23 protein-coding genes are annotated in these 20,266 nt (G+C 64.3%); 15 read left to right on the top strand and 8 right to left on the bottom strand.

Annotation, left to right across the window (positions count from 1 at the left end; all coding sequences use genetic code 11):
* Positions 1–8: 8 nt before the first annotated feature.
* The 3 genes from C9E81_RS17980 to C9E81_RS17970 all read right to left on the bottom strand — a co-directional run bounded on the left by C9E81_RS17980 (position 9) and on the right by C9E81_RS17970 (position 3,499).
* Positions 9–1,085: an ABC transporter substrate-binding protein gene (locus C9E81_RS17980; protein WP_122113741.1), complete on the bottom strand. Its 1,077-nt coding sequence runs from the start codon at positions 1,083–1,085 to the stop codon at positions 9–11.
* Between the two features lie 148 nt (positions 1,086–1,233).
* Positions 1,234–2,304 (bottom strand): ABC transporter substrate-binding protein, encoded by a 1,071-nt coding sequence (locus tag C9E81_RS17975; RefSeq protein WP_122113740.1) that lies wholly within the window; start codon positions 2,302–2,304, stop codon positions 1,234–1,236.
* 91 nt (positions 2,305–2,395) lie between these two features.
* On the bottom strand, positions 2,396–3,499 hold the full coding sequence (locus C9E81_RS17970; RefSeq protein ID WP_122113739.1) for an ABC transporter ATP-binding protein: 1,104 nt from the start codon (positions 3,497–3,499) through the stop codon (positions 2,396–2,398).
* Between the two features lie 183 nt (positions 3,500–3,682).
* Here C9E81_RS17970 and C9E81_RS17965 point away from each other — a divergent pair, with 183 nt between their 5' ends.
* From C9E81_RS17965 to C9E81_RS17955, 3 genes are all read left to right on the top strand, one after another.
* Positions 3,683–4,387: a CoA transferase subunit A gene (locus tag C9E81_RS17965; protein WP_122113738.1), complete on the top strand. Its 705-nt coding sequence runs from the start codon at positions 3,683–3,685 to the stop codon at positions 4,385–4,387.
* A 2-nt stretch (positions 4,388–4,389) separates the two neighbouring features.
* Positions 4,390–5,016, top strand: coding sequence for a CoA transferase subunit B (locus C9E81_RS17960; protein WP_122113737.1), 627 nt, complete (start codon positions 4,390–4,392; stop codon positions 5,014–5,016).
* A 107-nt stretch (positions 5,017–5,123) separates the two neighbouring features.
* Entirely contained in the window at positions 5,124–5,708 is a 585-nt protein-coding gene (locus tag C9E81_RS17955; protein WP_122113736.1) for a hypothetical protein, read from the top strand.
* Positions 5,709–5,722: 14 nt separating this feature from the next.
* Here C9E81_RS17955 and C9E81_RS17950 read toward each other — a convergent pair whose 3' ends face one another.
* Both C9E81_RS17950 and C9E81_RS17945 read right to left on the bottom strand, forming a co-directional pair.
* Complete coding sequence (locus tag C9E81_RS17950; protein WP_122113735.1) at positions 5,723–6,604, bottom strand: LysR family transcriptional regulator; 882 nt, start codon at positions 6,602–6,604, stop codon at positions 5,723–5,725.
* Positions 6,605–6,741: 137 nt separating this feature from the next.
* Complete coding sequence (locus C9E81_RS17945; protein WP_122113734.1) at positions 6,742–6,993, bottom strand: hypothetical protein; 252 nt, start codon at positions 6,991–6,993, stop codon at positions 6,742–6,744.
* A 205-nt stretch (positions 6,994–7,198) separates the two neighbouring features.
* Between C9E81_RS17945 and ybgC the strand changes: the two genes are divergently transcribed.
* The 10 genes from ybgC to ftsH all read left to right on the top strand — a co-directional run bounded on the left by ybgC (position 7,199) and on the right by ftsH (position 17,402).
* Complete coding sequence (gene ybgC, locus C9E81_RS17940) at positions 7,199–7,603, top strand: tol-pal system-associated acyl-CoA thioesterase (RefSeq protein ID WP_122113733.1); 405 nt, start codon at positions 7,199–7,201, stop codon at positions 7,601–7,603.
* Positions 7,596–8,327 (top strand): sulfotransferase-like domain-containing protein, encoded by a 732-nt coding sequence (locus C9E81_RS17935; RefSeq protein ID WP_122113732.1) that lies wholly within the window; start codon positions 7,596–7,598, stop codon positions 8,325–8,327. The genes ybgC and C9E81_RS17935 overlap by 8 nt, the downstream gene beginning before the upstream one ends.
* Positions 8,328–8,438: 111 nt before the next feature.
* Complete coding sequence (tolQ, locus tag C9E81_RS17930) at positions 8,439–9,134, top strand: protein TolQ (protein ID WP_122113731.1); 696 nt, start codon at positions 8,439–8,441, stop codon at positions 9,132–9,134.
* Positions 9,135–9,144: 10 nt separating this feature from the next.
* The gene (locus tag C9E81_RS17925) at positions 9,145–9,597 is read left to right on the top strand and encodes an ExbD/TolR family protein (protein ID WP_122113730.1); all 453 of its coding nucleotides are present in this window, start codon (positions 9,145–9,147) and stop codon (positions 9,595–9,597) included.
* A 3-nt stretch (positions 9,598–9,600) separates the two neighbouring features.
* Complete coding sequence (locus C9E81_RS17920; protein ID WP_122113729.1) at positions 9,601–11,364, top strand: protein TolA; 1,764 nt, start codon at positions 9,601–9,603, stop codon at positions 11,362–11,364.
* 57 nt (positions 11,365–11,421) lie between these two features.
* Positions 11,422–12,753 carry a Tol-Pal system beta propeller repeat protein TolB gene (gene tolB, locus C9E81_RS17915; protein WP_122113728.1) on the top strand — a complete coding sequence of 444 codons (1,332 nt, stop codon included), beginning with the start codon at positions 11,422–11,424 and terminating at the stop codon, positions 12,751–12,753.
* A 10-nt stretch (positions 12,754–12,763) separates the two neighbouring features.
* Positions 12,764–13,291, top strand: a complete 528-nt coding sequence (gene pal / locus C9E81_RS17910) for a peptidoglycan-associated lipoprotein Pal (protein ID WP_122113727.1) — start codon at positions 12,764–12,766, stop codon at positions 13,289–13,291.
* Entirely contained in the window at positions 13,288–14,202 is a 915-nt protein-coding gene (locus tag C9E81_RS17905; protein ID WP_122113726.1) for a tetratricopeptide repeat protein, read from the top strand. Before pal ends, C9E81_RS17905 begins: the two co-directional genes overlap by 4 nt.
* An 8-nt stretch (positions 14,203–14,210) precedes the next feature.
* Positions 14,211–15,452: a tRNA lysidine(34) synthetase TilS gene (gene tilS / locus C9E81_RS17900; protein WP_122113725.1), complete on the top strand. Its 1,242-nt coding sequence runs from the start codon at positions 14,211–14,213 to the stop codon at positions 15,450–15,452.
* 57 nt (positions 15,453–15,509) lie between these two features.
* Complete coding sequence (gene ftsH / locus C9E81_RS17895; protein WP_122113724.1) at positions 15,510–17,402, top strand: ATP-dependent zinc metalloprotease FtsH; 1,893 nt, start codon at positions 15,510–15,512, stop codon at positions 17,400–17,402.
* A 60-nt stretch (positions 17,403–17,462) separates the two neighbouring features.
* Here ftsH and C9E81_RS17890 read toward each other — a convergent pair whose 3' ends face one another.
* On the bottom strand, positions 17,463–17,894 hold the full coding sequence (locus C9E81_RS17890) for an organic hydroperoxide resistance protein (protein ID WP_122113723.1): 432 nt from the start codon (positions 17,892–17,894) through the stop codon (positions 17,463–17,465).
* 35 nt (positions 17,895–17,929) lie between these two features.
* Here C9E81_RS17890 and C9E81_RS17885 point away from each other — a divergent pair, with 35 nt between their 5' ends.
* Positions 17,930–18,325 carry a chorismate mutase gene (locus C9E81_RS17885; protein WP_341802648.1) on the top strand — a complete coding sequence of 132 codons (396 nt, stop codon included), beginning with the start codon at positions 17,930–17,932 and terminating at the stop codon, positions 18,323–18,325.
* On the top strand, positions 18,322–19,197 hold the full coding sequence (folD, locus tag C9E81_RS17880) for a bifunctional methylenetetrahydrofolate dehydrogenase/methenyltetrahydrofolate cyclohydrolase FolD (protein WP_122113722.1): 876 nt from the start codon (positions 18,322–18,324) through the stop codon (positions 19,195–19,197). Before C9E81_RS17885 ends, folD begins: the two co-directional genes overlap by 4 nt.
* Positions 19,198–19,221: 24 nt before the next feature.
* Here the strand turns inward: folD and coaD are convergent, their stop codons facing one another.
* Positions 19,222–19,713, bottom strand: coding sequence for a pantetheine-phosphate adenylyltransferase (coaD, locus tag C9E81_RS17875; protein WP_122113721.1), 492 nt, complete (start codon positions 19,711–19,713; stop codon positions 19,222–19,224).
* Positions 19,714–19,799: 86 nt separating this feature from the next.
* Positions 19,800–20,261 carry a CBS domain-containing protein gene (locus C9E81_RS17870; RefSeq protein WP_122113720.1) on the bottom strand — a complete coding sequence of 154 codons (462 nt, stop codon included), beginning with the start codon at positions 20,259–20,261 and terminating at the stop codon, positions 19,800–19,802.
* Positions 20,262–20,266: the final 5 nt, after the last annotated feature.

Genomic DNA, 20,266 nt, shown 5'->3' with positions numbered 1-20,266 from the left:
ATCTTACATCACGAGCCGGCCAGCCAGCTGTTGAAACGCTCGGTCAGCTCGGCATCGTGATCGGCCCAGAATTCCGGATCGTCCATCACCGCCGTCTCCAGATATTCCGGATTGGTCGGCATATGCGGCCCCATCTCGGTCTTGCCGTCCTGATACAGCCCGACCAGACCGGCAGAGGATTTCCGCGCCGGACCATAGGCGATATATTTCGCCTGCTCGGCAAGCTGCTCGGTGCTGGTGGCGAATTTCAGGTATTCCATCGCCGCCTCGGGATTGGGCGAGCCCTTGGGGATCGCGAACATGTCGAGATCCATGTATTGCCCGTCCCAGATGATCTTGAAGGGCTTGCCCTCGGCGACCATCGCGTCGAAGAAACGGCCGTTATAGCCGGTCGCCATGGTCACCTCGCCATCGGCGAGAAGTTGCACGGGCTGCGCCCCCGCCTCCCACCAGACGACGCTGTCCTTGATCGTGTCCAGCTTGTCGAAGGCCTGGTTCACGCCCTCTTCCGTCTCGAGCTTCTCATAGATCTGATTCGCCGGGACACCATCCGCGATCAGCGCCAGGTAAAGCGTGCGCTTGGGGGTCTTGGGCAGGCCCCGCTGACCGGGGAATTTCTCAAGATCGAAGAAATCGGCAGCCGTCGAGGGCGCCTCGCCCTCGAATTTCGTCGTGTCATAGGCGATGACCGTGCCCCAGAAGATATTGGCCACGGCGCAATCCTGCAGCGCGCCATCGATGAAATCCTCGGCGGCAGGGGTGCCGTCGGGCGCGGGCGGCAGATCGGCGGGATCGATCTCGACCAGCGCGCCCTCGTCGCACAGGCGGATCGCGTCGCTGACCTCGATATCGAAGACATCGCCGGTGATATTATTCGCCTCGACCTGCGCTTTCAGCGGCGTGGCGGGGTTGTCGGCGGCGATCATGTTGACCTTGATGCCGGTCTTCTCGGTAAAGGGCTTGTTATAGGCCTCGACCTGCGATTTCTCGTAGGCGCCGCCCCAGGACACGACATTCACCTCCTGCGCGGCGGCGGAAAGGCCGAACCCGGCCAGCGCCGTCGATAGGATCAAAGTGGTTCTCATTTTCTTCTCCCGTTGGATTTACGTGTTTTTCTTCGATTTGGCCCTTTGCGGGCAACGACGGGCGAATTTCCACCGCCCTTTCTTCTTTGTTGAAATACCTCACGGGGGTCCGGGGGTGTGAAACCCCCGGCCATCGCGGGACGCAGGCTCAGCTGGCCAGCCAGCTGTTGAACCGCTCGTTCAGCTCGGCATCGTGATCGACCCAGAAATCCAGGTTCGAACCAAGCGCATTGGTCATGTTGGCTTCGGTCGTGGGCAGATGCGGGCCCATCGGCTCCTCGGTGCCCTCGATATTGCCGACCAGCGCGGCGGCCGATCTGCGCGGCGGGCCATAGCTGATGAACTCGGCGGCGCGGGCCTGCTGCGCGGGCGCGGTCGAGAAGCTGACGAATTCCAGCGCCTCGTCCTTGTTCGGCGCGCCTTTCGGGATCACCCAGCCCTCCATTTCGTAGATCTGGCCGTCCCAGATGATCTCGAAGGGCTTGCCCTCGCCCTGCGCGGCATTGAAGATCCGCCCGTTGAAGGCGAAGGCCATGGTCACCTCGCCATCGGCCAGAAGCTGCGGCGGCTGCGCGCCGGCCTCCCACCAGATCACGTCATTCTTGATCGTGTCCAGCTTGGCAAAGGCCTGGTCCACGCCCTCCGGTGTCTCCAGCAGGTCATAGACCTCGCCTGCCGGCACGCCATCGGCCATCAGCGCCAGCTCCAGGTTGAACTTGGCACCCTTGCGCATGGTGCGCTTGCCGGGAAACTTCTCCAGATCGAAGAAATCCGCCGGGGTCGCGGGCTTGGCATCGGGGAACTTGCTGTCGTCATAGGCAAGCACCATGGAGTAGACATCCGTGCCCACGAAGCAATCGGTGATCGCGCCCTCGATGAAATCCTCGGTCGCCGCCGTCCCGTCCTCTGCCGGGGCCAGTCCCGAGGCGTCGATCAGTTCCAGCAGCCCCTCGTCGCACAGCCGCACCGCATCGGCATATTCGACCGAAGCGACATCGGTGGTGACATTGCCCGCCTCGACCATCGCCTTGATCGGGGTGGCCGGATTGTCGGCATCGGCGACATTGACCTTGATGCCGGTCTCGGCCTCGAAGGGTTTGACATAGGCCTCGACATGGCTGTTGCCGTAGGCGCCGCCCCAGGACAGCAGGTTCACATCGGCGAGTGCCGGCATGGCCGCCAGGCCAAGCGCGGTTGTCAAAGCAAGGGTCCGTTTCATGATGTCAGCTCCAACTATGTGAATATCTTTGCTTTCTTTCCGTTATTCCCGGCCCCTTCGGGGGGCCGGAACAGGTGGCGCAAACCGTCCGTCAGATCGGGTCCAGCGCGCGGGCGTCCTGCGGATGCCAGCCGATGCGGATCTTCTGGCCGGGTTCCAGCCGGGTCTGGCCGATGGTGTTGCGGCATTTCATGATGAAATCGTCGCTTCCCGCCACGCGCAGCCGGGTTCTCAGGATATCGCCCATATAGACCACTTCCAGCACATCGGCCTCGATCGTATGGGCGCCGGATGGCATCATCTCGGGTTTGAATTCCACCCGCTCGGGACGAATCGACACGGTGGTTTTCTGCCCGCGTTCACGGATATTGACCGCCGTGGCGTCGATCACCTCTCCATCAGCCAGCTTGACCAGAGCCTTGTCGCCATCCAGTTTCTCGATAACTCCAGGCAAGGCATTGTTTTCCCCGATGAATCCGGCGACAAAGCTGTTCTCCGGCTGCTCGTAGAGCCGGTTCGGCGTGGCAAGCTGCTGGATGCGGCCATCATTGAATACCGCGATCCGGTCCGACATGGTCAGCGCCTCGGTCTGGTCATGGGTGACATAGACCACGGTGATTCCAAGTTCCTCGTGCAAATGCTTGATCTCGAACTGCATATGCTCGCGAAGCTGCTTGTCGAGCGCGCCGAGCGGCTCGTCCATCAGCACCAGATGCGGATCGAAGACCAGCGCCCGTGCAAGGGCGATCCGCTGCTGCTGCCCGCCCGACAGCTGCGCCGGGCGGCGGTTCGCGAATGCCCCCATCTGCACCATATCAAGGCTGCGCCTGATGCGGGCCTCGCGCTCGGCCTTGTCCATTCCGCGCACTTCCAGCGGAAAGGACAGGTTCTCGCCCACCGTCATATGCGGAAACAAAGCGTAGTTCTGGAACACCATGCCGATGCCCCGCTTATGCGGCGGAACCTGGTTGATGGGGCGGCCGTCAAGGCGGATTTCACCGTGAGTCGCGGTCTCGAACCCCGCCAGCATCATCAGGCAGGTGGTCTTGCCCGAACCGGAAGGGCCGAGCATCGTCACGAACTCTCCCTTGCCGATGGACAGGTTCAAGTCCTTGACGACAAGCGTTTGACCGTCATAACTTTTCTGCACATGTTCGAAGGCGACGAACGCGTCGCCCGAGGTATTGTCCAGCAATAGGCGCTCTCCCTGTTATGCTATCATTGTTCAGCGCGGGGCGAGTAAAACGCCGCAGCCGGATAATGGCAACACCGTTTCCGACTTTTCTTTCGTGCTTTGCGGCACGCCATGGTCAGATTGACTTGAGCCGCGTCACGGGCCACAAGGATCCCGACACGCGAATTCATCAGGGGAGGACCGATGAAAAAGGTCTATTCGAATGCGGATGAGGCCCTGGACGGCCTGCTCAAGGACGGGATGCTGATCGCCGCGGGCGGTTTCGGGCTATGCGGAATCCCCGAGCTGTTGATCGACGCGATCGTGAAAAGCGGGGTCAAGGACCTGACCGTGGCCAGCAACAATGCCGGGGTGGACGGGTTCGGGCTCGGCAAGCTGCTGGATACCAAGCAGATCAGGAAGATGATGTCCTCTTACGTGGGCGAGAATGCCGAGTTCATGCGGCAATACCTGTCGGGCGAACTGGAGCTGGAATTCAACCCGCAGGGCACCCTGGCCGAGCGGATGCGCGCGGGCGGCGCGGGCATTCCCGGCTTCTACACCAAGACCGGCGTCGGCACGCAGATCGCCGAGGGCAAGGAAGTCAAGAGCTTCGACGGCGAGGAATATATCCTCGAACGCGGCATCTTTGCCGACTTGTCCATCGTCAAGGCCTGGAAGGCCGACGACACCGGCAATCTCGTGTTCCGCAAGACGGCGCGCAATTTCAACCCGCCGGCGGCGATGTGCGGGCGCGTCTGCGTGGCCGAGGTCGAGGAAATCGTGCCGCGCGGCAGCCTCGATCCCGACCATATCCACCTGCCCGGCATCTATGTCCACCGCATCATCCAGGGCGAGCATGAAAAGCGCATCGAACAGCGTACCACCCGCAAGCGTGAGGAGGCCTGATCATGGCGTGGGACAGAAACCAGATGGCCGAACGGGCGGCGCAGGAACTGGAAGACGGGATGTATGTCAATCTCGGCATCGGGATTCCGACGCTGGTGGCCAATTACGTCGGCGACAAGGACATCACCCTGCAATCGGAAAACGGCATGCTGGGCATGGGGCCCTTCCCCTATGAGGGAGAGGAGGACCCGGACCTGATCAATGCCGGGAAACAGACCATCACCGAACTGGCGCGGACCTCCTATTTCGACAGCGCGATGAGTTTCGGGATGATCCGCGGCGGCAAGATCGCGGCGGCGATCCTGGGCGCGATGGAGGTGGCCGAGAACGGCGATCTCGCGAACTGGATGATCCCCGGCAAGCTGGTCAAGGGCATGGGCGGCGCGATGGACCTCGTGGCTGGCGTGGGCCGGGTCATCGTGGTCATGGATCACACCAACAAGGCCGGTGAATCCAAGCTGCTGAAGCAATGCACCCTGCCGCTGACCGGCAAGGGCGTCGTGAACCGGATCATCACCAATCTGGGTGTCCTGGATGTCGTCGAGGGCGGGCTGAAGATCGTCGAGACCGCCGATGGCGTGACCGAGGACGATCTCCGCGCCGCGACCGAGGCGACCATCGTCGGGTGAAACGCCGCTTTGCGTGGATGGATAGCGGGGGGCGTTGCCCCCCGTCGTCATTTGCATGACGACTCCCCCCAAGGTATTTGGACAAAGAAGAAAAACACGAGGCCCGGATGACGCCCGAGCGGATCGCGGAAATTTTTACCCGGCAGGACGGCACATATCTGTGCGCCCGGTGGGGGCGGCCGGTGGCGCCGGTGATCTTCGGGCTGGCGGATGAGAGCCTCGATATCTTTCGCGGCGCCATCAGGGCGGGTTTCGCCCATGCCGGGCATCCGGTGACAGAGACCGACCCGGAAATGGGGAGCAACCTGATGCTCTTCTTCCTGTGTGACTGGGCGGAGCTGGAGGAGGTTCCCGACCTGGACCGGCTGACCGGACAGCCTGGCCTGCCCGCGCGGCTGCGGGCCGATGACGCGGATCAATACCGGCTGTTCCGCTTTGACGCCGATGGCGGGATCCGGGCTTGCATGAATTTTCTGCGCATGTCGGGTGCGCTGGCGGATGCCCATCCGGCGGTGCTGGCCGAAACGGTCACCATGCGCAGCGCTCTCAGCTTCGCGCGTGACATCGCCCCCTCGCCGGAAATGGCGGCGCTGATCCGGGCGGCCTATGATCCGGTGCTGCCGGTCGCGGCGACCGAGCCCGCCCATGCCTTGCGGCTGGCGGCACGGATGGCGGCGGCCAAGGAGGGGTGAACCCGGCCTGACCGCTACGGCAACCGCAGATGCGTGGTAAAGTCCAGGAAACTGCGCATCGCAGCGGTCATCAGCTTTCCCGTCGGATAGACCAGGCTCACCGGAATGTTCGGAAGCGTGAAATTGGTCATCAATGGCAGCAGCCTTCCGGCCTCGATATCCTCGGCGACCGTGAACTGTGGCAATAGCGCTATGCCCTTGCCGCTGACGGCGAGGGAATGAAGCAATTCGGTGTCATTGGTCGAGAAAACCGGCTGGACCTTCTGGTAGAACACCTCCTTGCCACAGCGCAGGGGCCATGTGCCCGGGCCACGCAGATTGGTGTAATGCAGGCAGTTATGGCGGCTCAGGTCCGAAGGTGACACCGGCTGGCCGCGCCGTTCCAGGTAACCGGGCGAGGCGACCAGCAGGATTGCCGCCTCGTGCAGCTTGCGGGCATGCAGTGCCGAATCCTCGAGGAAGCCGATCCGGATCACCGCGTCATAGCCGCCACCGATCAGGTCGGAAACGCCGTCATCCAGCACCATCTCCATCTGGATATCGGGATGATCGTCCATGAAGCGCATGATATGCGGCTGGAAAACCTTGTGAATATAGGAGGCCGGGGCGCCTATCTTGAGTGCTCCGGCGGGATGGCCCGAAGCATCGCGCACCATTTCATTTGCGGAGTCGAGCTGCCGCAGAACCTCGCGGATATGCTGGCTGTATTGCAGCCCCAAGGCGGTCGGACGCAGGGCGCGCGTCGTGCGCGACAGCAGCCGGGCCCCCAGATCCGCTTCGAGATCCGCGATATACTTGCTGCACAGACTGCGCGATATGCCCATCCGCCGCGCCGCGGCGGCGAAACTGCCCTCGTCGAGGATGCTTATGAATGTGCGGAGAACGGTCGTATCCATGGCGGATGAAATGTTCCCGCAATCCGTTCTGTGCAAGGGCTTGTCCTAAAAAAAAAGCCGCCCCGGTGCGGAGCGGCGTCATGCGCGGCAAGCGCGCAGCGAGGCACCCGCGGAACCGCGGATGCCTCGGGGAGCAATCAACGTTCGTAATGGGTCTTGGCCCATTCGCTGGTCGGGAAGCTCGTCACGGTGATGAGATCATCGGCGGAGAGACCGGCGCTATGCAATTCGCGCGAGGTCAGCACCTTGCCGGCCTTGACCTGGATTTGTTGGGTGTTGGGCGCGGGGCGCTCGACGCTTGCATTCTGGTGGGTTTCGGGGAAATTGCTGGCCGAAGCAGCGCCGGTAGCGAGGGCGAGGGCGACCAAACTGGCTGTAATAACTTTCATTTTCGTCTTCCTTATTCAGTCGGCGCGTGATTGCGTCGGTTCGATGACAGCGAGATAGGCCTGCAACCGGGGGAAGATTAGGCGCGATTTTTCGGTTTCTCTGTTCGACAGGATTGCACAATCTGCAAGCACTGCAGGTTGCGTCCGGCTGGCGGTTGTGAACGAGATAGGTTCCGAAAGACGATCCCTGCCGAATGGAGCCCTGATGACACATCGCCTGACCCTGCGCGTCTATTACGAGGACACCGACCTGGCCGGGATCGTCTATTACGCCAATTACCTGAAATTCATCGAGCGGGGGCGGTCGGAATGGCTACGCGCACTCGGCATCGACCAGGCGGCGATGAAGGCGGATGGCGGGCATGTCTTTGCCGTGCGCCGGGTCGAGGCGGATTACCTGCGCCCGGCAAGGTTCGACGATCTGCTGGAGATCACGACCGAGCTGGCCACGGCCTCGCCCGCGCGGGTGATCCTGAACCAATCGGTGCGGCGCGGCGAGGAGGTGTTGTTCACCGCCCGCGTCACCGTCGCCTGTCTTGGACCGTCGGGCCGCCCTGCCCGGCTGCCCGCCCCGCTCTCTGCCGCGCTGAAGGGAGGCACGGATGTCTGACACGAAACGGATCGCCATGTGGTCGGGGCCGCGCAACCTGTCCACCGCGATGATGCGCGCATTCGGGGCGCGCGGCGATTGCGCCTGCGTGGACGAGCCCTTCTATGCCCATTACTTGGTCCGCACCGGCCTGCCCCATCCGATGCGGGAACAGGTGATCGCCAGCCAGCCCGCCGATTGGCGAGAGGTGCTGCCCGGTCTGATCCATGAGCCCTGCGGGCAGCCGATCCAGTATCAGAAGCACATGGTCCAGCATATGCTGCCCGGCATGGATCTGGACTGGACCGATACACTCGCCAATGTCTTCCTGATCCGCGAGCCGGAACGGGTCGCCGCCTCTTTCGCGGCCAAGCGCGGGCTGCCCGATCCGGCCGAGCTGGGCTTTGACCGGCAATGGAAGATGTTTCAGCAGATGGCGGCGCGCGGCCCCGCTCCGCTGGTCATCGACAGCGCCGATATCCGCCGCGCCCCAGACCGTGCCCTGTCGGCGCTGTGCGAAGGCATCGGCATCGCCTATACCGAAAAGATGCTGTCATGGAGCCCCGGCCCGCATCCCGAGGACGGGGTCTGGGGCGCGGTCTGGTATGACGCAGTCAACCGCTCGACCGGCTTCGCCGGACCCGAGGGGCCGTTGCCGGAACTGGAGGGCGAGTTGGCCCGGCTGGCCGACAGTCTGCGCCCCGCCTATGAGGCCATCGCGGCGCACAAGCTCTCGTTCCGCTGATCGCGGCGGTATGTCAAATTGACGCTATTGTGTTGTCGCGGGGGGTGAAACTGCTGATAAACAAGCGGTAGAAGGCCCGCGAAACGCGCCCGACAAGATGAGGCAGTGACAATGGAACCCATTCAGGCCGCACAGGCTCTCGATTTCTCGCTTTTGGCGCTGTTCGCGCGCGCCTCGCTGACGGTCAAGATCGTGATGATCATCCTCGTCATCGCCTCGTTCTGGGGCTGGGCGATCATCATCCAGAAATTCCTGACCTTCGCGAATGCAAGGCGGGAGGCAAGCAGGTTCGACCGTTCCTTCTGGTCCGGCGAGCCGCTCGACGATCTATATGACCGGCTCGGCGAACGCCCCTCGGGCGCGTCCGAACGGATTTTCGCGGCGGGCATGACCGAATGGCGCCGCAGCCATCGCGAGGACGGGGCGCTGATCCCCGGCGGCACGCAGCGCATCGACCGCGCCATGAACGTGGCCATCCAGCGCGAGGAGACGCGGCTGTTCCGCGGGCTGTCATTTCTTGCCACGGTAGGCGCGACCGCGCCCTTCATCGGGCTTTTCGGCACGGTCTGGGGGATCAAGAACGCCTTCGAAGGCATCGCGATGTCGCAGAATACCAGTCTTGCCGTGGTCGCGCCCGGTATCGCCGAGGCGCTGCTGGCCACCGCACTGGGCCTGTTGGCGGCAATTCCGGCGGTGATCTTCTACAACAAGCTGTCGGGCGATGCCGAGCGCGTGGTCGGCAACTGGGAAAGTTTCGCCGACGAATTCTCGACCCTGCTGTCGCGGCAGCTGGACGACAAGAGCTGAGGGCGGATCAATGGCGGATGTCGTCAAGCGGATAAGGCGCAAGGGGCGCGGACACAGGCGCAACGCGCCGATGTCCGAGATCAATGTCACGCCCTTTGTGGACGTGATGCTGGTGCTGCTGGTGATCTTCATGGTCGCCGCGCCACTGATGACGGCCGGGGTGCCGTTGAACCTGCCACGCACCGCCGCGACCGCCGTTCCCTCAGACCCCGAGGAACCGCTGGTGATCTCGATCCCCGCCGAGGGGCAGGTCACGCTGATGAGCGAGCCGGTCGCCGATGACGAGGTGGTGAACCGGCTGCGCGCCGTGCTGGCCGAACGCCAGACCGACCGCATCTTCCTGCGTGCCGATGGCGGCATCCCCTATGCCCGCGTCGTGCAGGTGATGGGCGCCCTGAACGCAGCCGGCTTTACCAATATCGTGCTGGTCACCGATACCGGCGGCCCGCGGATGGATGGCTGATCCATGTCCGACCGGGAAGAGCGCATCGGCTGGTGGATCTCGGGCGTCGCGCATGCGGCGCTGATCCTCTGGGCGCTTCTGGGCGGGGTGCTGTTTCGTCCTCAACCCTCGCAACCGGTGCGCATGACCGAGGTGGCGACGATGAGCGGGGCCGAGTTCGAGGAATATGCCGCCGCCTCGCGCGGGGCCGGTCCCGTTGCCCCCGACGCCACGGCGGTCGCCGAGATCTCCGAGCCAGAGCCCGAGGAGGCGCCGGCCGCGCCCCCCACCGAGACGGCGGCGCCGGAATCCGAGGAGGCGGCGCAGGAGCTGGCCCAGCCCGACACGGCCGAGGAGCAGCCGGATCTGAGCGATTTCGAGAATCGCGAGCCGGTGAACGTGGCCACCAACCTTCCCGACACGCCCGCCGCGCCGGAACCTGTTCAGGAAACCGCCCCATCCGCTCCGGCGGAGAGCGCGCAACCGCAAGCCGACACCCGGCCTTCGCGCCCCGCGCCCTCGGATCAGGACGAGAGCGCCGAACCCGTGGCTCCCCGCTCGGTTCTGGCACTGGACCAGTCGACACGGCCACTGGACCGCCCCGACGGGCTGGTCGAGGCGTATAACGCCCGGATCGCAGAGCAGGAAGCGGCCCGCGAAGCTGAACGCCTGGCAGCAGAGGCGGCCGAGGAAGCGGAGCGTCTGGCAGCCGAGCAGGCCCGCCGGGAGGCCGAAGCCGCGGCACTGGCCGAACGCGAGGCCGAGGAGCGCCGCGCAGCAGAGGCACAGGCGGAAGAGGAACGCCGGGCGGAAGAAGCCCGCGCCGCCGCAGAGGCGAGGGCCGAGCAAGAGCGGCGGGCCGCCGAGCAGGAGGCTCGCGAGGAAGAGGAGCGCAGGGCTACGGAACAGGCCCAACGCGAGGCCGAGGAACGACGTCGTGCCGAGGAGGAGGCTCGTCGCGCCGAGGAAGAACGGCGGCAGGCAGCCGAAGAAGCGGCCCGCCGGGAGGAGGAGCGCCGCGCAGCCGAAGCACGCGCCGAAGAGGAACGCCGGGCAGCCGAAGAAGCCGAGCGTGAGCGCGAGGAACAGGAGCGCCGCGCCGCAGCCGAACGTGAAGAGGCCGAACGCGAGGCCGCCGATCGTCAGGCGCTGGAAGATGCCCTGCGCGAAGCCCAGCAACCTGAGTCCGGCAGCGAGGGCGAGGATACCGCCTCGACCGGCGAGACCACCGGTGGCAACGTGCAGCGAATCGAGGGGGGCAGCGGTGCTTCGGTCGAACAGGATCCGCTTTCCGCGGCCCTGTCGGAGGCCATGTCGCAGGGCCGCTCTGCCCCCGCAACGGAAGAGGCTCCCCCCGATCCGAACCAGCTTGCCCCGGTGCCGATCACCCCTACACCGCTGCCGGACCCCGATCAGCGGTCCGATGCCAGCACGGAAACCGGAGGGGCTGCGCCGCTTGGCCAGCCCCTTTCGCTGTCGGAGCGCGAGGGCTTCAGGATGGCGCTGGAAGGATGCTGGAATCGTGGCGCCCTGTCGGTCGATGCCTCGCGCGTGTCCGTGTCGGTCGAGTTCAGGATGACCCGCGACGGCCATCCTCAACCGGCCAGCCTGCGCCTGATCGATTCGCGGGGCGGCTCTTCGCAGACAGCTACGCAGAACGCTTTCGAAACTGCGCGCAGGGCGATCCTGCAATGCGGGCGGGCGGGTTTTCCGCTCCCGCGCGAGAAATACGGGCGCTGGCGCGATGTCATCGTGGATTTCCGCCCGGAAGGAATTCAATTCGAATAGGCCGATACGGTGAAACCCGGCTTTTGCCCCGCCGCCAATGACGCTAAAGAGGACACCATGTTCCGTAACCTGCCCCTTGCCCCTGCCCTTGCCCTCGCGCTGAGCGTGACCGGCGCCGTCATGACCGCCCTGCCCGCGCTGGCGCAGGATGGTCCGCTGCGGATCGAGATCACCGACGGCGTCACCGAACCCGTTGCCGTGGCGATTCCCGAATTTCACGGCGATGCCGAGGCCGCCTCGAAAATCCGGCAGGTGGTGGCCGACGACCTGACCGGCACCGGTCTGTTCCGCGAGATCCCGGCCGAGGCGCATCTTGCCAGCCGCGACAGCTTTACCGATGCCGTTGCCTACGAGGAATGGCGCGCAATCAACGCGCAGGCGCTGGTCACCGCCGAGGTGAGCGGTTCGGGCGAGGAGATCAGCGTCAAGTTCCGGCTGTTCGACATCTTCGCGGGTCAGCCGCTTGGCGACGGGATGCAATTCGTCGCCCGCGCCAGCGACTGGCGGCGCGCGGCCCACAAGATCGCCGATCAGATCTATTCCCGGCTGACCGGCGAATCCGCCTATTTCGACAGCCGCGTGGCCTTCGTGCAGGAAACCGGCCCGAAAGACGCCCGGATCAAGCGGATCGGGGTGATGGATTACGACGGCGCGAATATCCTGTGGATGACCGACAGTTCCTCATTGGTGCTGGCGCCGCAATTCTCGCCGGATGGCAAGAAAATCCTTTATACCAGCTTTGACAGCGGTTTCCCGCAAATCCAGTCGCTGGATGTGGCCACCGTCAGCTCTCAGCCCGTGACGCAGGCGGGCGACAGCATGGCGTTTTCGCCCCGCTACTCTCCCGATGGCCGCTGGATCGTCTATTCGCTGGAAAAGGGCGGCAACACCGATATCTGGCTGATGGATGCCGCCACCGGCGCGCAACGCCCGCTGACCGACTCCCCCTCGATCGAGACCTCGCCCAGTTTCAGCCCCGACGGCAAGCAGATCGTGTTCGAATCCGACCGTTCGGGCACGCCGCAGCTTTACGTCATGGGACTCGAGGGCGGTGAGCCGACCCGGATCAGCTTTGGCGAGGGCCGCTATGGTGATCCGGCATGGTCCCCAAAGGGCGGCATGATTGCCTTTACCAGGCAGCTTGGAGAGCGCTTTCATATCGGCGTGATGCGCAAGGACGGCTCGGAGGAGAAAAATCTGACGGATTCGTTCCTTGACGAGGGCCCGACATGGGCCCCCAATGGGCGCGTCATCATGTTCACGCGGGTTACGCCGGGCGGCAATGGCGAACCGCGTCTGCACTCGGTCGATATCACCGGACGCAACATGCGCCCGATGGAACTTGATTTTGCCGCGTCGGATCCCTCCTGGGGGCCGCTATTGCCGTAGGAAACTTGTGATGAAACATTACCTGATACCCCTGACCGCCTCTCTGCTCGGCCTTGCCGCATGCACGCAACCCGCACCGCCGCCGCCGGTACAGGACCCGTATGCCAATATGGGCAGCGGCGCGCTTTACCAGGGCGATCTGGCCGGGGGCTCACTGGCGGGCGAGGCGACGGCGCAGTATTTCTCGGATCAGGTCGGCGATACCGTCCTGTTCCCTGCCAACCAGACCACATTGAGCGCCGAGGCCCGTACGACCCTGGCGCGACAGGCGGAATGGCTGAACAAGCATGGCAACTTCTCGGCGGTGGTGCAGGGTCATGCCGAGGAAACCGGCACACGCGAATATAACCTTGCTCTTGGCGCGCGGCGCGCCAGCGCGGTGCAGGAATACCTGGTCGCGCAGGGCGTGTCCTCGGACCGGGTCCGCACGCTGAGCTTTGGCAAGGAGCGCCCTGTCGAGGTCTGCTCGAACGAAAGCTGCTATGCGCAGAACCGCCGTGCCGTTACCGTGGTCAGCGACACCGGAGCCGGATCATGATCCGCAGGGCCGTCGCCGCCGCCGCCCTGGTTGCGCTGATGGCTTCGCCGGTTGTGGCGCAGGAGCCTACGCTTGCCGATTTGCGCGGCCAGGTCTCGGACCTGCGCAGCCAGTTGCAATCGCTCAGGGCCGAATTGAAGGCCGCAGGCCCGCAGGGTTACCAGACGGTTGGCGGCGCCGCCGCCATAGACCGCATGAACTCCATGGAAGAGCAGCTCACCAGGCTGACCAACCAGACCGAGCAATTGCAGAACCGTATCAGGCAGACTGTCGAGGAAAACACACGGCGCCTCGACGATATCGAGTTCCGGCTATGCGAGATGGACGAGACCTGCGATCTGGGCGCACTCACCACGCCTGCCCCGATCGGGCCCGATTCCGGCGTGACCGTGGTGCCGCAAATCACCACCGATCCCTCTGGCAATTCACCCGCGGGCCAGCAGGGCACCGCTGCCTCGGCGGCTGAGCAGGCTGATTTCGACGCGGCAAACGAAGCATTGAACGAGGGTGATTACCTGCGCGCGGCAGAATTGTTCCAGGCCGTCGCGGAAAAGCATGCAGGGGGTCCGTTGACCGCCGAGGCATTGTATCTGCGTGGCGTGGCGCTGGATCAGGCCGGACAGTCCAAATCCGCGGCAGCGGCCTGGCTGGAAGGTTTCACCGCCGACCCGGACAGCCCGCGGGCAGGCGACAGCCTGCTGGGCATCGCGCGGGTTATCGAAAGCGATGGCGATCCGGTCGCCGCCTGCCTGTATCTGGCCGAGATCCCGGTCCGTTTCCCGGACAGCCAGTCCGCGACCGAGGCCGAGCAACGGATGATCGATCTCAACTGCGGCAGCAGCGACCTGGCCCCGGCAGAGGAGGCCAACCTGGATCCCGAGGCAGCCGCCGATCTGGCCGAGCATGAATGAGCGGATGAATGTGCGCCGTCCCGGTTGATCCGGCGGCACAGATTCGTGCGGCGCTGGACCGTCTGGCGGGCGATCTGCCTGCGTTCGGGGTGGCGGTATCGGGCGGGGGCGACTCGGTCGCACTGATGCATATCGCCGCTGCATGGGCCTCGGGGCGGCGGCAGGTCAGCGTGGCGACCGTGGATCATGGCCTGCGTCCGGAAAGCGCGGAAGAGGCACGGCAGGTCGCGGCGGCGGCGGCGGCTCTTGGCCTGAGCCATGACCGGCTGGTATGGCTGCATGAGGGCGGCGGGTCGGGAAACCTGATGGCGAATGCGCGTAATGCCCGCCTGCGGCTGTTATCGGACTGGGCGCATCGGAACCGCCTGCCTGCCGTCCTTCTGGGGCATACGGCCGACGACCAGGCTGAAACCCTGCTGATGCGGCTGATGCGCGGCGCGGGGATCGATGGGCTGGCAGGCATGGCGGAAAGGCGTGAGGCCATGGGAATCTCGTGGGTCCGCCCGATGCTGCAGGTCAGGCGGACGGATTTGCGCGACTGGCTGACACGGCAGGAAATCGGCTGGATCGACGATCCCAGCAATGAGAATACGGATTTCGACCGTGTCCGGCTCCGCCAGGCGATGGCCACGCTGGACCTGGCACCTGACGCGCTGGCGCTTTCGGCCGAAAACCTGCGCGATGCGCGGGAGGCGCTGTCCCATTACACGGCGGAAACCGCAGCACAGGCGATCGTCCGCGACGGCATATTGATCCTGCCCTTTTCCCCGATTCGGCGGGCGCCGCCGGAAATCGTCCGCCGCCTGTTGATCGCTGGCTGCCGCTGGATCACCGGCGCGGACTATCCCCCGCGCCGGGCAAGTGTTCTGCATGCGATGCAGGCCGTCTTGGCAGGCAGCCGGGCGACGCTGGACGGCACGCTTGTCGAGCCCACCGGCGACAACCTGCGCCTGAGCCGCGAGCCCGCAGCCGCATTGCGAGCCGGGGCCGGTCGGGGACCTGTCTGGGACAATCGCTGGAAAATCACCGGATTGGGGCCCGGCGAGCATGTTGCCGCATTGGGATCCGCGCCGCTTTCGCGCCTCGATTGGCGGACCGCCGGCCTGACCCGGGACGAGGCGGCGTCCAGCCCGGCAATCTGGAGGGATGGCGAATTGGTGGCCGCACCGCTGCTGGAGAAAAGCAAATCGCATCATGTCGCGCCTTTGCGCGACGCGACCGATTTTCGCAGCTTGCTGATGGCGCATTGAACCTCCGGCGATAATCCCTATTTTCATTCTAGACCGTATCTTGCCGGAGGACCCGTTTTGGGCAACGCACGTAATCTCGCCTTCTGGGTGGTTTTGTTCCTGATGATTCTTGTGCTGTTCAATCTGTTCAGCGACGGCGCAGCGAATATGAACAGCCGGCAGATCAGCTATTCCGACTTCATCCAGCGCGTCGACAAGGAACAGGTCACGACCGTCACCATCGACGGAGAGGACCTGACGATCACCGGCACCGACGGGCAAAGCTATACGACGGTCCGCCCGGTCGGCGAAGAGATCGCCGCCAAGCTGATCGACAAGGGAGTCGAGGTCGAGGTCGTCAAGCAGAAGCAATCCGGCTTCATGTCCCTGCTGGGTGTCTGGCTGCCCTTCATCCTGCTGATCGGCGTGTGGATCTTCTTCATGAACCGGATGCAGGGCGGCGGTCGCGGCGGCGCGATGGGCTTTGGCAAGAGCCGCGCCAAGCTGTTGACCGAAAAGCATGGCCGGGTGACTTTCGACGACGTGGCAGGCATCGACGAAGCCAAGGAAGAACTGGAGGAGATCGTCGAATTCCTGCGCAATCCGCAGAAATTCAGCCGCTTGGGTGGCAAGATCCCGAAAGGCGCGTTGCTGGTCGGCCCTCCGGGCACCGGTAAGACCCTGCTGGCACGGGCCATCGCGGGCGAAGCCGGTGTGCCCTTCTTCACCATCTCGGGTTCCGATTTCGTCGAGATGTTCGTCGGTGTCGGCGCAAGCCGTGTCCGCGACATGTTCGAACAGGCCAAGAAATCCGCGCCGTGCATCCTCTTCATCGACGAGATCGACGCCGTGGGCCGGTCGCGCGGTGTCGGTATCGGCGGCGGCAATGACGAGCGTGAACAGACGCTGAACCAGCTTCTGGTCGAGATGGACGGCTTTGAATCCAACGAGGGCATTATCATCATCGCGGCGACCAACCGCAAGGATGTGCTGGACCCTGCATTGCTTCGTCCGGGCCGTTTCGACCGCCAGATCCATGTCCCCAACCCCGATATCAAGGGGCGCGAAAAGATCCTCTCGGTCCATGCCCGCAAGGTCCCGGTCGGCCCGGATGTCGATCTGCGCCTGATCGCGCGCGGCACGCCCGGTTTTTCGGGTGCGGACCTGATGAACCTGGTGAACGAGGCGGCGCTGATGGCAGCCCGGATCGGGCGGCGTTTCGTCTCGATGGCCGATTTCGAGAGCGCCAAGGACAAGGTCATGCTGGGAGTCGAGCGCCGCAGCATGGTGCTGACGCCCGAGCAGAAGGAAAAGACCGCCTATCACGAGGCAGGACATGCCGTTGTCGGCCTGTCGCTGCCGAAATGCGACCCGGTCTACAAGGCGACCATCATACCGCGCGGCGGCGCGCTTGGCATGGTCGTCAGCCTGCCCGAGATGGACCGGCTGAACTTCCACAAGGACGAGGTCAAGCAGAAGCTGGCCATGACCATGGCCGGGAAGGCCGCCGAGATCATCAAATATGGCGAGGATGGCGTCTCGAACGGCCCGGCGGGCGATATCCAGCAGGCCAGCCAACTTGCCCGCGCGATGGTCATGCGTTGGGGCATGTCAGACAAGGTCGGCAATATCGACTATGCCGAAGCCCATGAAGGCTATAACGGCAGCACCGGCGGGTTCTCGATCTCTGCCGCCACCAAGGAACTGATCGAACAGGAGGTCCGCGACCTGATCGAGGAAGGCTACCAGCATGCCCGCAGTATCCTGCTGGAGAAGGAAAAGGAATTCGAACGCCTTGCCCAGGGCCTGCTGGAATACGAAACCCTGACCGGCGAAGAGATTGGCAAGATCATCCGGGGCGAACCTCTGGAAGGCGATGACGACGACGCTTCGGGAAGCCTGATCCCCTCGGTCGCCTCGGTGCCCAAGGCCGGCAAGCCCGCCCCCGGCGGCGATCCCGCCCCGGCATAGATGCAAGACAAAACCCCGGCCCATTCGGACCGGGGTTTTTCATTCCGGCATGATCGCGGATCAGGCCAGCTTTGGCGTGATCTGCAGCGATCCCCTTGTCGCGTCGGAATAGGGACATACCACATGCCCGCCCGCGATCAGGTCCTCGGCGATGTCGCGCTCGACCCCCGGCAGGCTGACGGTGATCTCGACATCAAGGCCAAAGCCGGTATCCTCGCGCGGGCCGATCCCCACGCTGACCTGCACGCTCGCATCGTCCGGCACGGGGATTTTCTTCGAGGCTGCGTAGTGGCGCATCGCCCCCATGAAACAGGCGGCATAGCCGGTCGCGAACAGTTTCTCGGGATTGAGTCCGTCGCCACCCGGCCCGCCCAGTTCCTTGGGGACGGTCAGATCGGCGGTAAAGCTGCCGTCATCGACCTGCGACTTGCCGTCGCGCCCGCCTCCGGTCGCGGTGGCGCTGGTCCGGTAAAGAACTTTATTCGTCGGCATCGCGATCTCCTTTCGATCATCTGCGAACAACCCGGATGCTATCGCCGATCGCCACCCCGCGAAACCGCAAAGCTGCGACCAAGGCATGCCTTGCAACCGGCCCCGTCCCGGTGCATGTCCCGGTCACAATGACCGAGATCGACGATATTCCGGATATGCCCGCCCTGCGCGCCGAGATCGACGCGCTGGATGCCGAGTTGATCGCGCTTCTCGCCCGCCGCCGGGCACTGATCGACCGGGCGGCCCGGATCAAGAAAGCGGCGGAACTGCCTGCGCGCATCGGCTGGCGGGTCGAGCAGGTCGTCGCCAATGCGCGCCGCCACGCCGCAGAGCAGGGGCTTGACCCCGAACTGATCGAGGCGATCTGGCGCCAACTGGTCGAGGCCGCCATCGCACAGGAAGACCGCCACCTGAAGGGAGACGAGGAATGACAGCCACTTTGATCGACGGGAAAGCCTTTGCCGCCGGGTTGCGCGAGCGCATCGCCGGACATACCGCCGCCATGAAGGAACGCGGCATCACGCCGGGCCTTGCGGTGGTGCTGGTGGGTGAGGATCCGGCCAGCCAGGTCTATGTCCGCTCGAAGGGCAAGCAGACCCGCGAGACCGGCATGAATTCCTTCGAGCACCGCCTGCCCACTGATACGCCCGAGGCCGAGCTGCTGGCGCTGATCGAGCAGTTGAACGAGGACCCGTCGGTGAACGGCATTCTTGTGCAGCTTCCCCTGCCCGGCCATATGGACGAGGCTGCGGTGATCAACGCGATCCGGCCCGAAAAGGATGTCGACGGCTTCCATATCCTGAATGTCGGGCGTCTGGCGACCGGGCAGAAGTCGATGGTGCCCTGCACGCCTCTTGGCAGCCTGATGCTGCTGCGCGACCATCTGGGCAGCCTCTCGGGCAAGAGCGCCGTTGTGATCGGGCGCAGCAATATCGTCGGCAAGCCGATGGCCCAGCTCTTGCTGCGAGACAGCGCCACGGTCACCATTGCGCATTCGCGCACGCAGAACCTTCCCGACCTGTGCCGCGGCGCCGATATCCTCGTCGCCGCCGTCGGCCGCCCGCATTTCGTCAAGGGCGACTGGATCAAGCCCGGCGCGACGGTCATCGATGTCGGCATCAACCGCACCGATGACGGCCTTGTCGGAGATGTCGATTTCGCCGCCGCCTCGCAGGTCGCGGGCGCCATCACTCCGGTTCCCGGCGGGGTCGGCCCGATGACCATCGCCTGCCTGCTGGCCAATACCCTGACCGCCACCGCCCGCGCCAATGGCCTGCCCGATCCCGAGGGTCTTACCCCCTGACAGACCGCAAGGCCGGCAAGCTGATCAGCCCAGCTTGCCGGTCAACGCGATCCTCACATCCGGGGTGACGAATTTGGACACGTCGCCGCCGAGCCGGGCGATCTCCTTGACCAGTTTCGAGGCGATGGCCTGCCGGCGGGCATCGGCCATCAGGAAAACCGTCTCGATACTGGCATCCAGCGCACGGTTCATGCCGACCATCTGGAATTCATATTCGAAATCCGCAACCGCGCGCAAACCGCGCACGATCACCGTCGCCCCGACATCACGGGCGCAGTCGATCAGCAGGTTCTCGAACGGGTGGACATGGATCTCGCCCCCGGTCCTTCTGGCGATCTGGTCGCATTCCGCGCGCACCATGGCAACCCGCTCCTCCAGATCGAATAGCGGTCCCTTGTCACGGTTTATTGCCACACCGATCACAAGCCGGTCGACCAGCGCCATGGCGCGTTGGATGATGTCGGTATGCCCCAGAGTGATCGGATCGAAGGTTCCGGGGTAGAGGCCAATGCGCATGGTCAGATATCCTTAAGCGTGCTCGCGCCTCTAGGGAAAACCGATTTATCCGGGAACTGCAAGTTTCCCGCGGAAATCCCGGTGGATCAGCTGCCCATGATCATGCCGGTCAGCGCATCCTTTTCATCGGCCAGTTCCTTCAGCCGCCCGCTGACCGCATCGCCGATAGAGATCACGCCCAGCATGTTTCCGTCACCATCGACGACCGGCAGGTGACGAAAGCGCCCCTGGGTCATGCGTTCAAGAATATGCAGCGCGTCCTCGCCGGTGGTGCAGGTCTGAACGGATGTGGTCATCACTTCGCGGATGGGCAGGTTCAGCACCTCGGGACCCTTGTCGCCAAGCTGGCGGACGATATCGCGCTCTGACAGGATGCCCTCGGGCTTGCGTCCGTCCGACGAAACGACAATCGCGCCGATGCGCCGCTCGGACAGCAACTTTGCCGCATCTTCCAGCGTGGCGTCCGGCTTGATCGTGATGATGGTTGCGGCTTCGACCCCCGGCTTGCCGGACAGGCCCTTCATCGACAACAGTTGATTGACAAGCATGGATA

This window comes from Paracoccus alkanivorans (assembly GCF_003697785.1).
Taxonomy (GTDB): Bacteria; Pseudomonadota; Alphaproteobacteria; order Rhodobacterales; family Rhodobacteraceae; genus Paracoccus; species Paracoccus alkanivorans.
The sequence above is the reverse complement of the archived record's forward strand: the minus strand, read 5'-3'. Positions and strand labels throughout refer to the sequence as shown.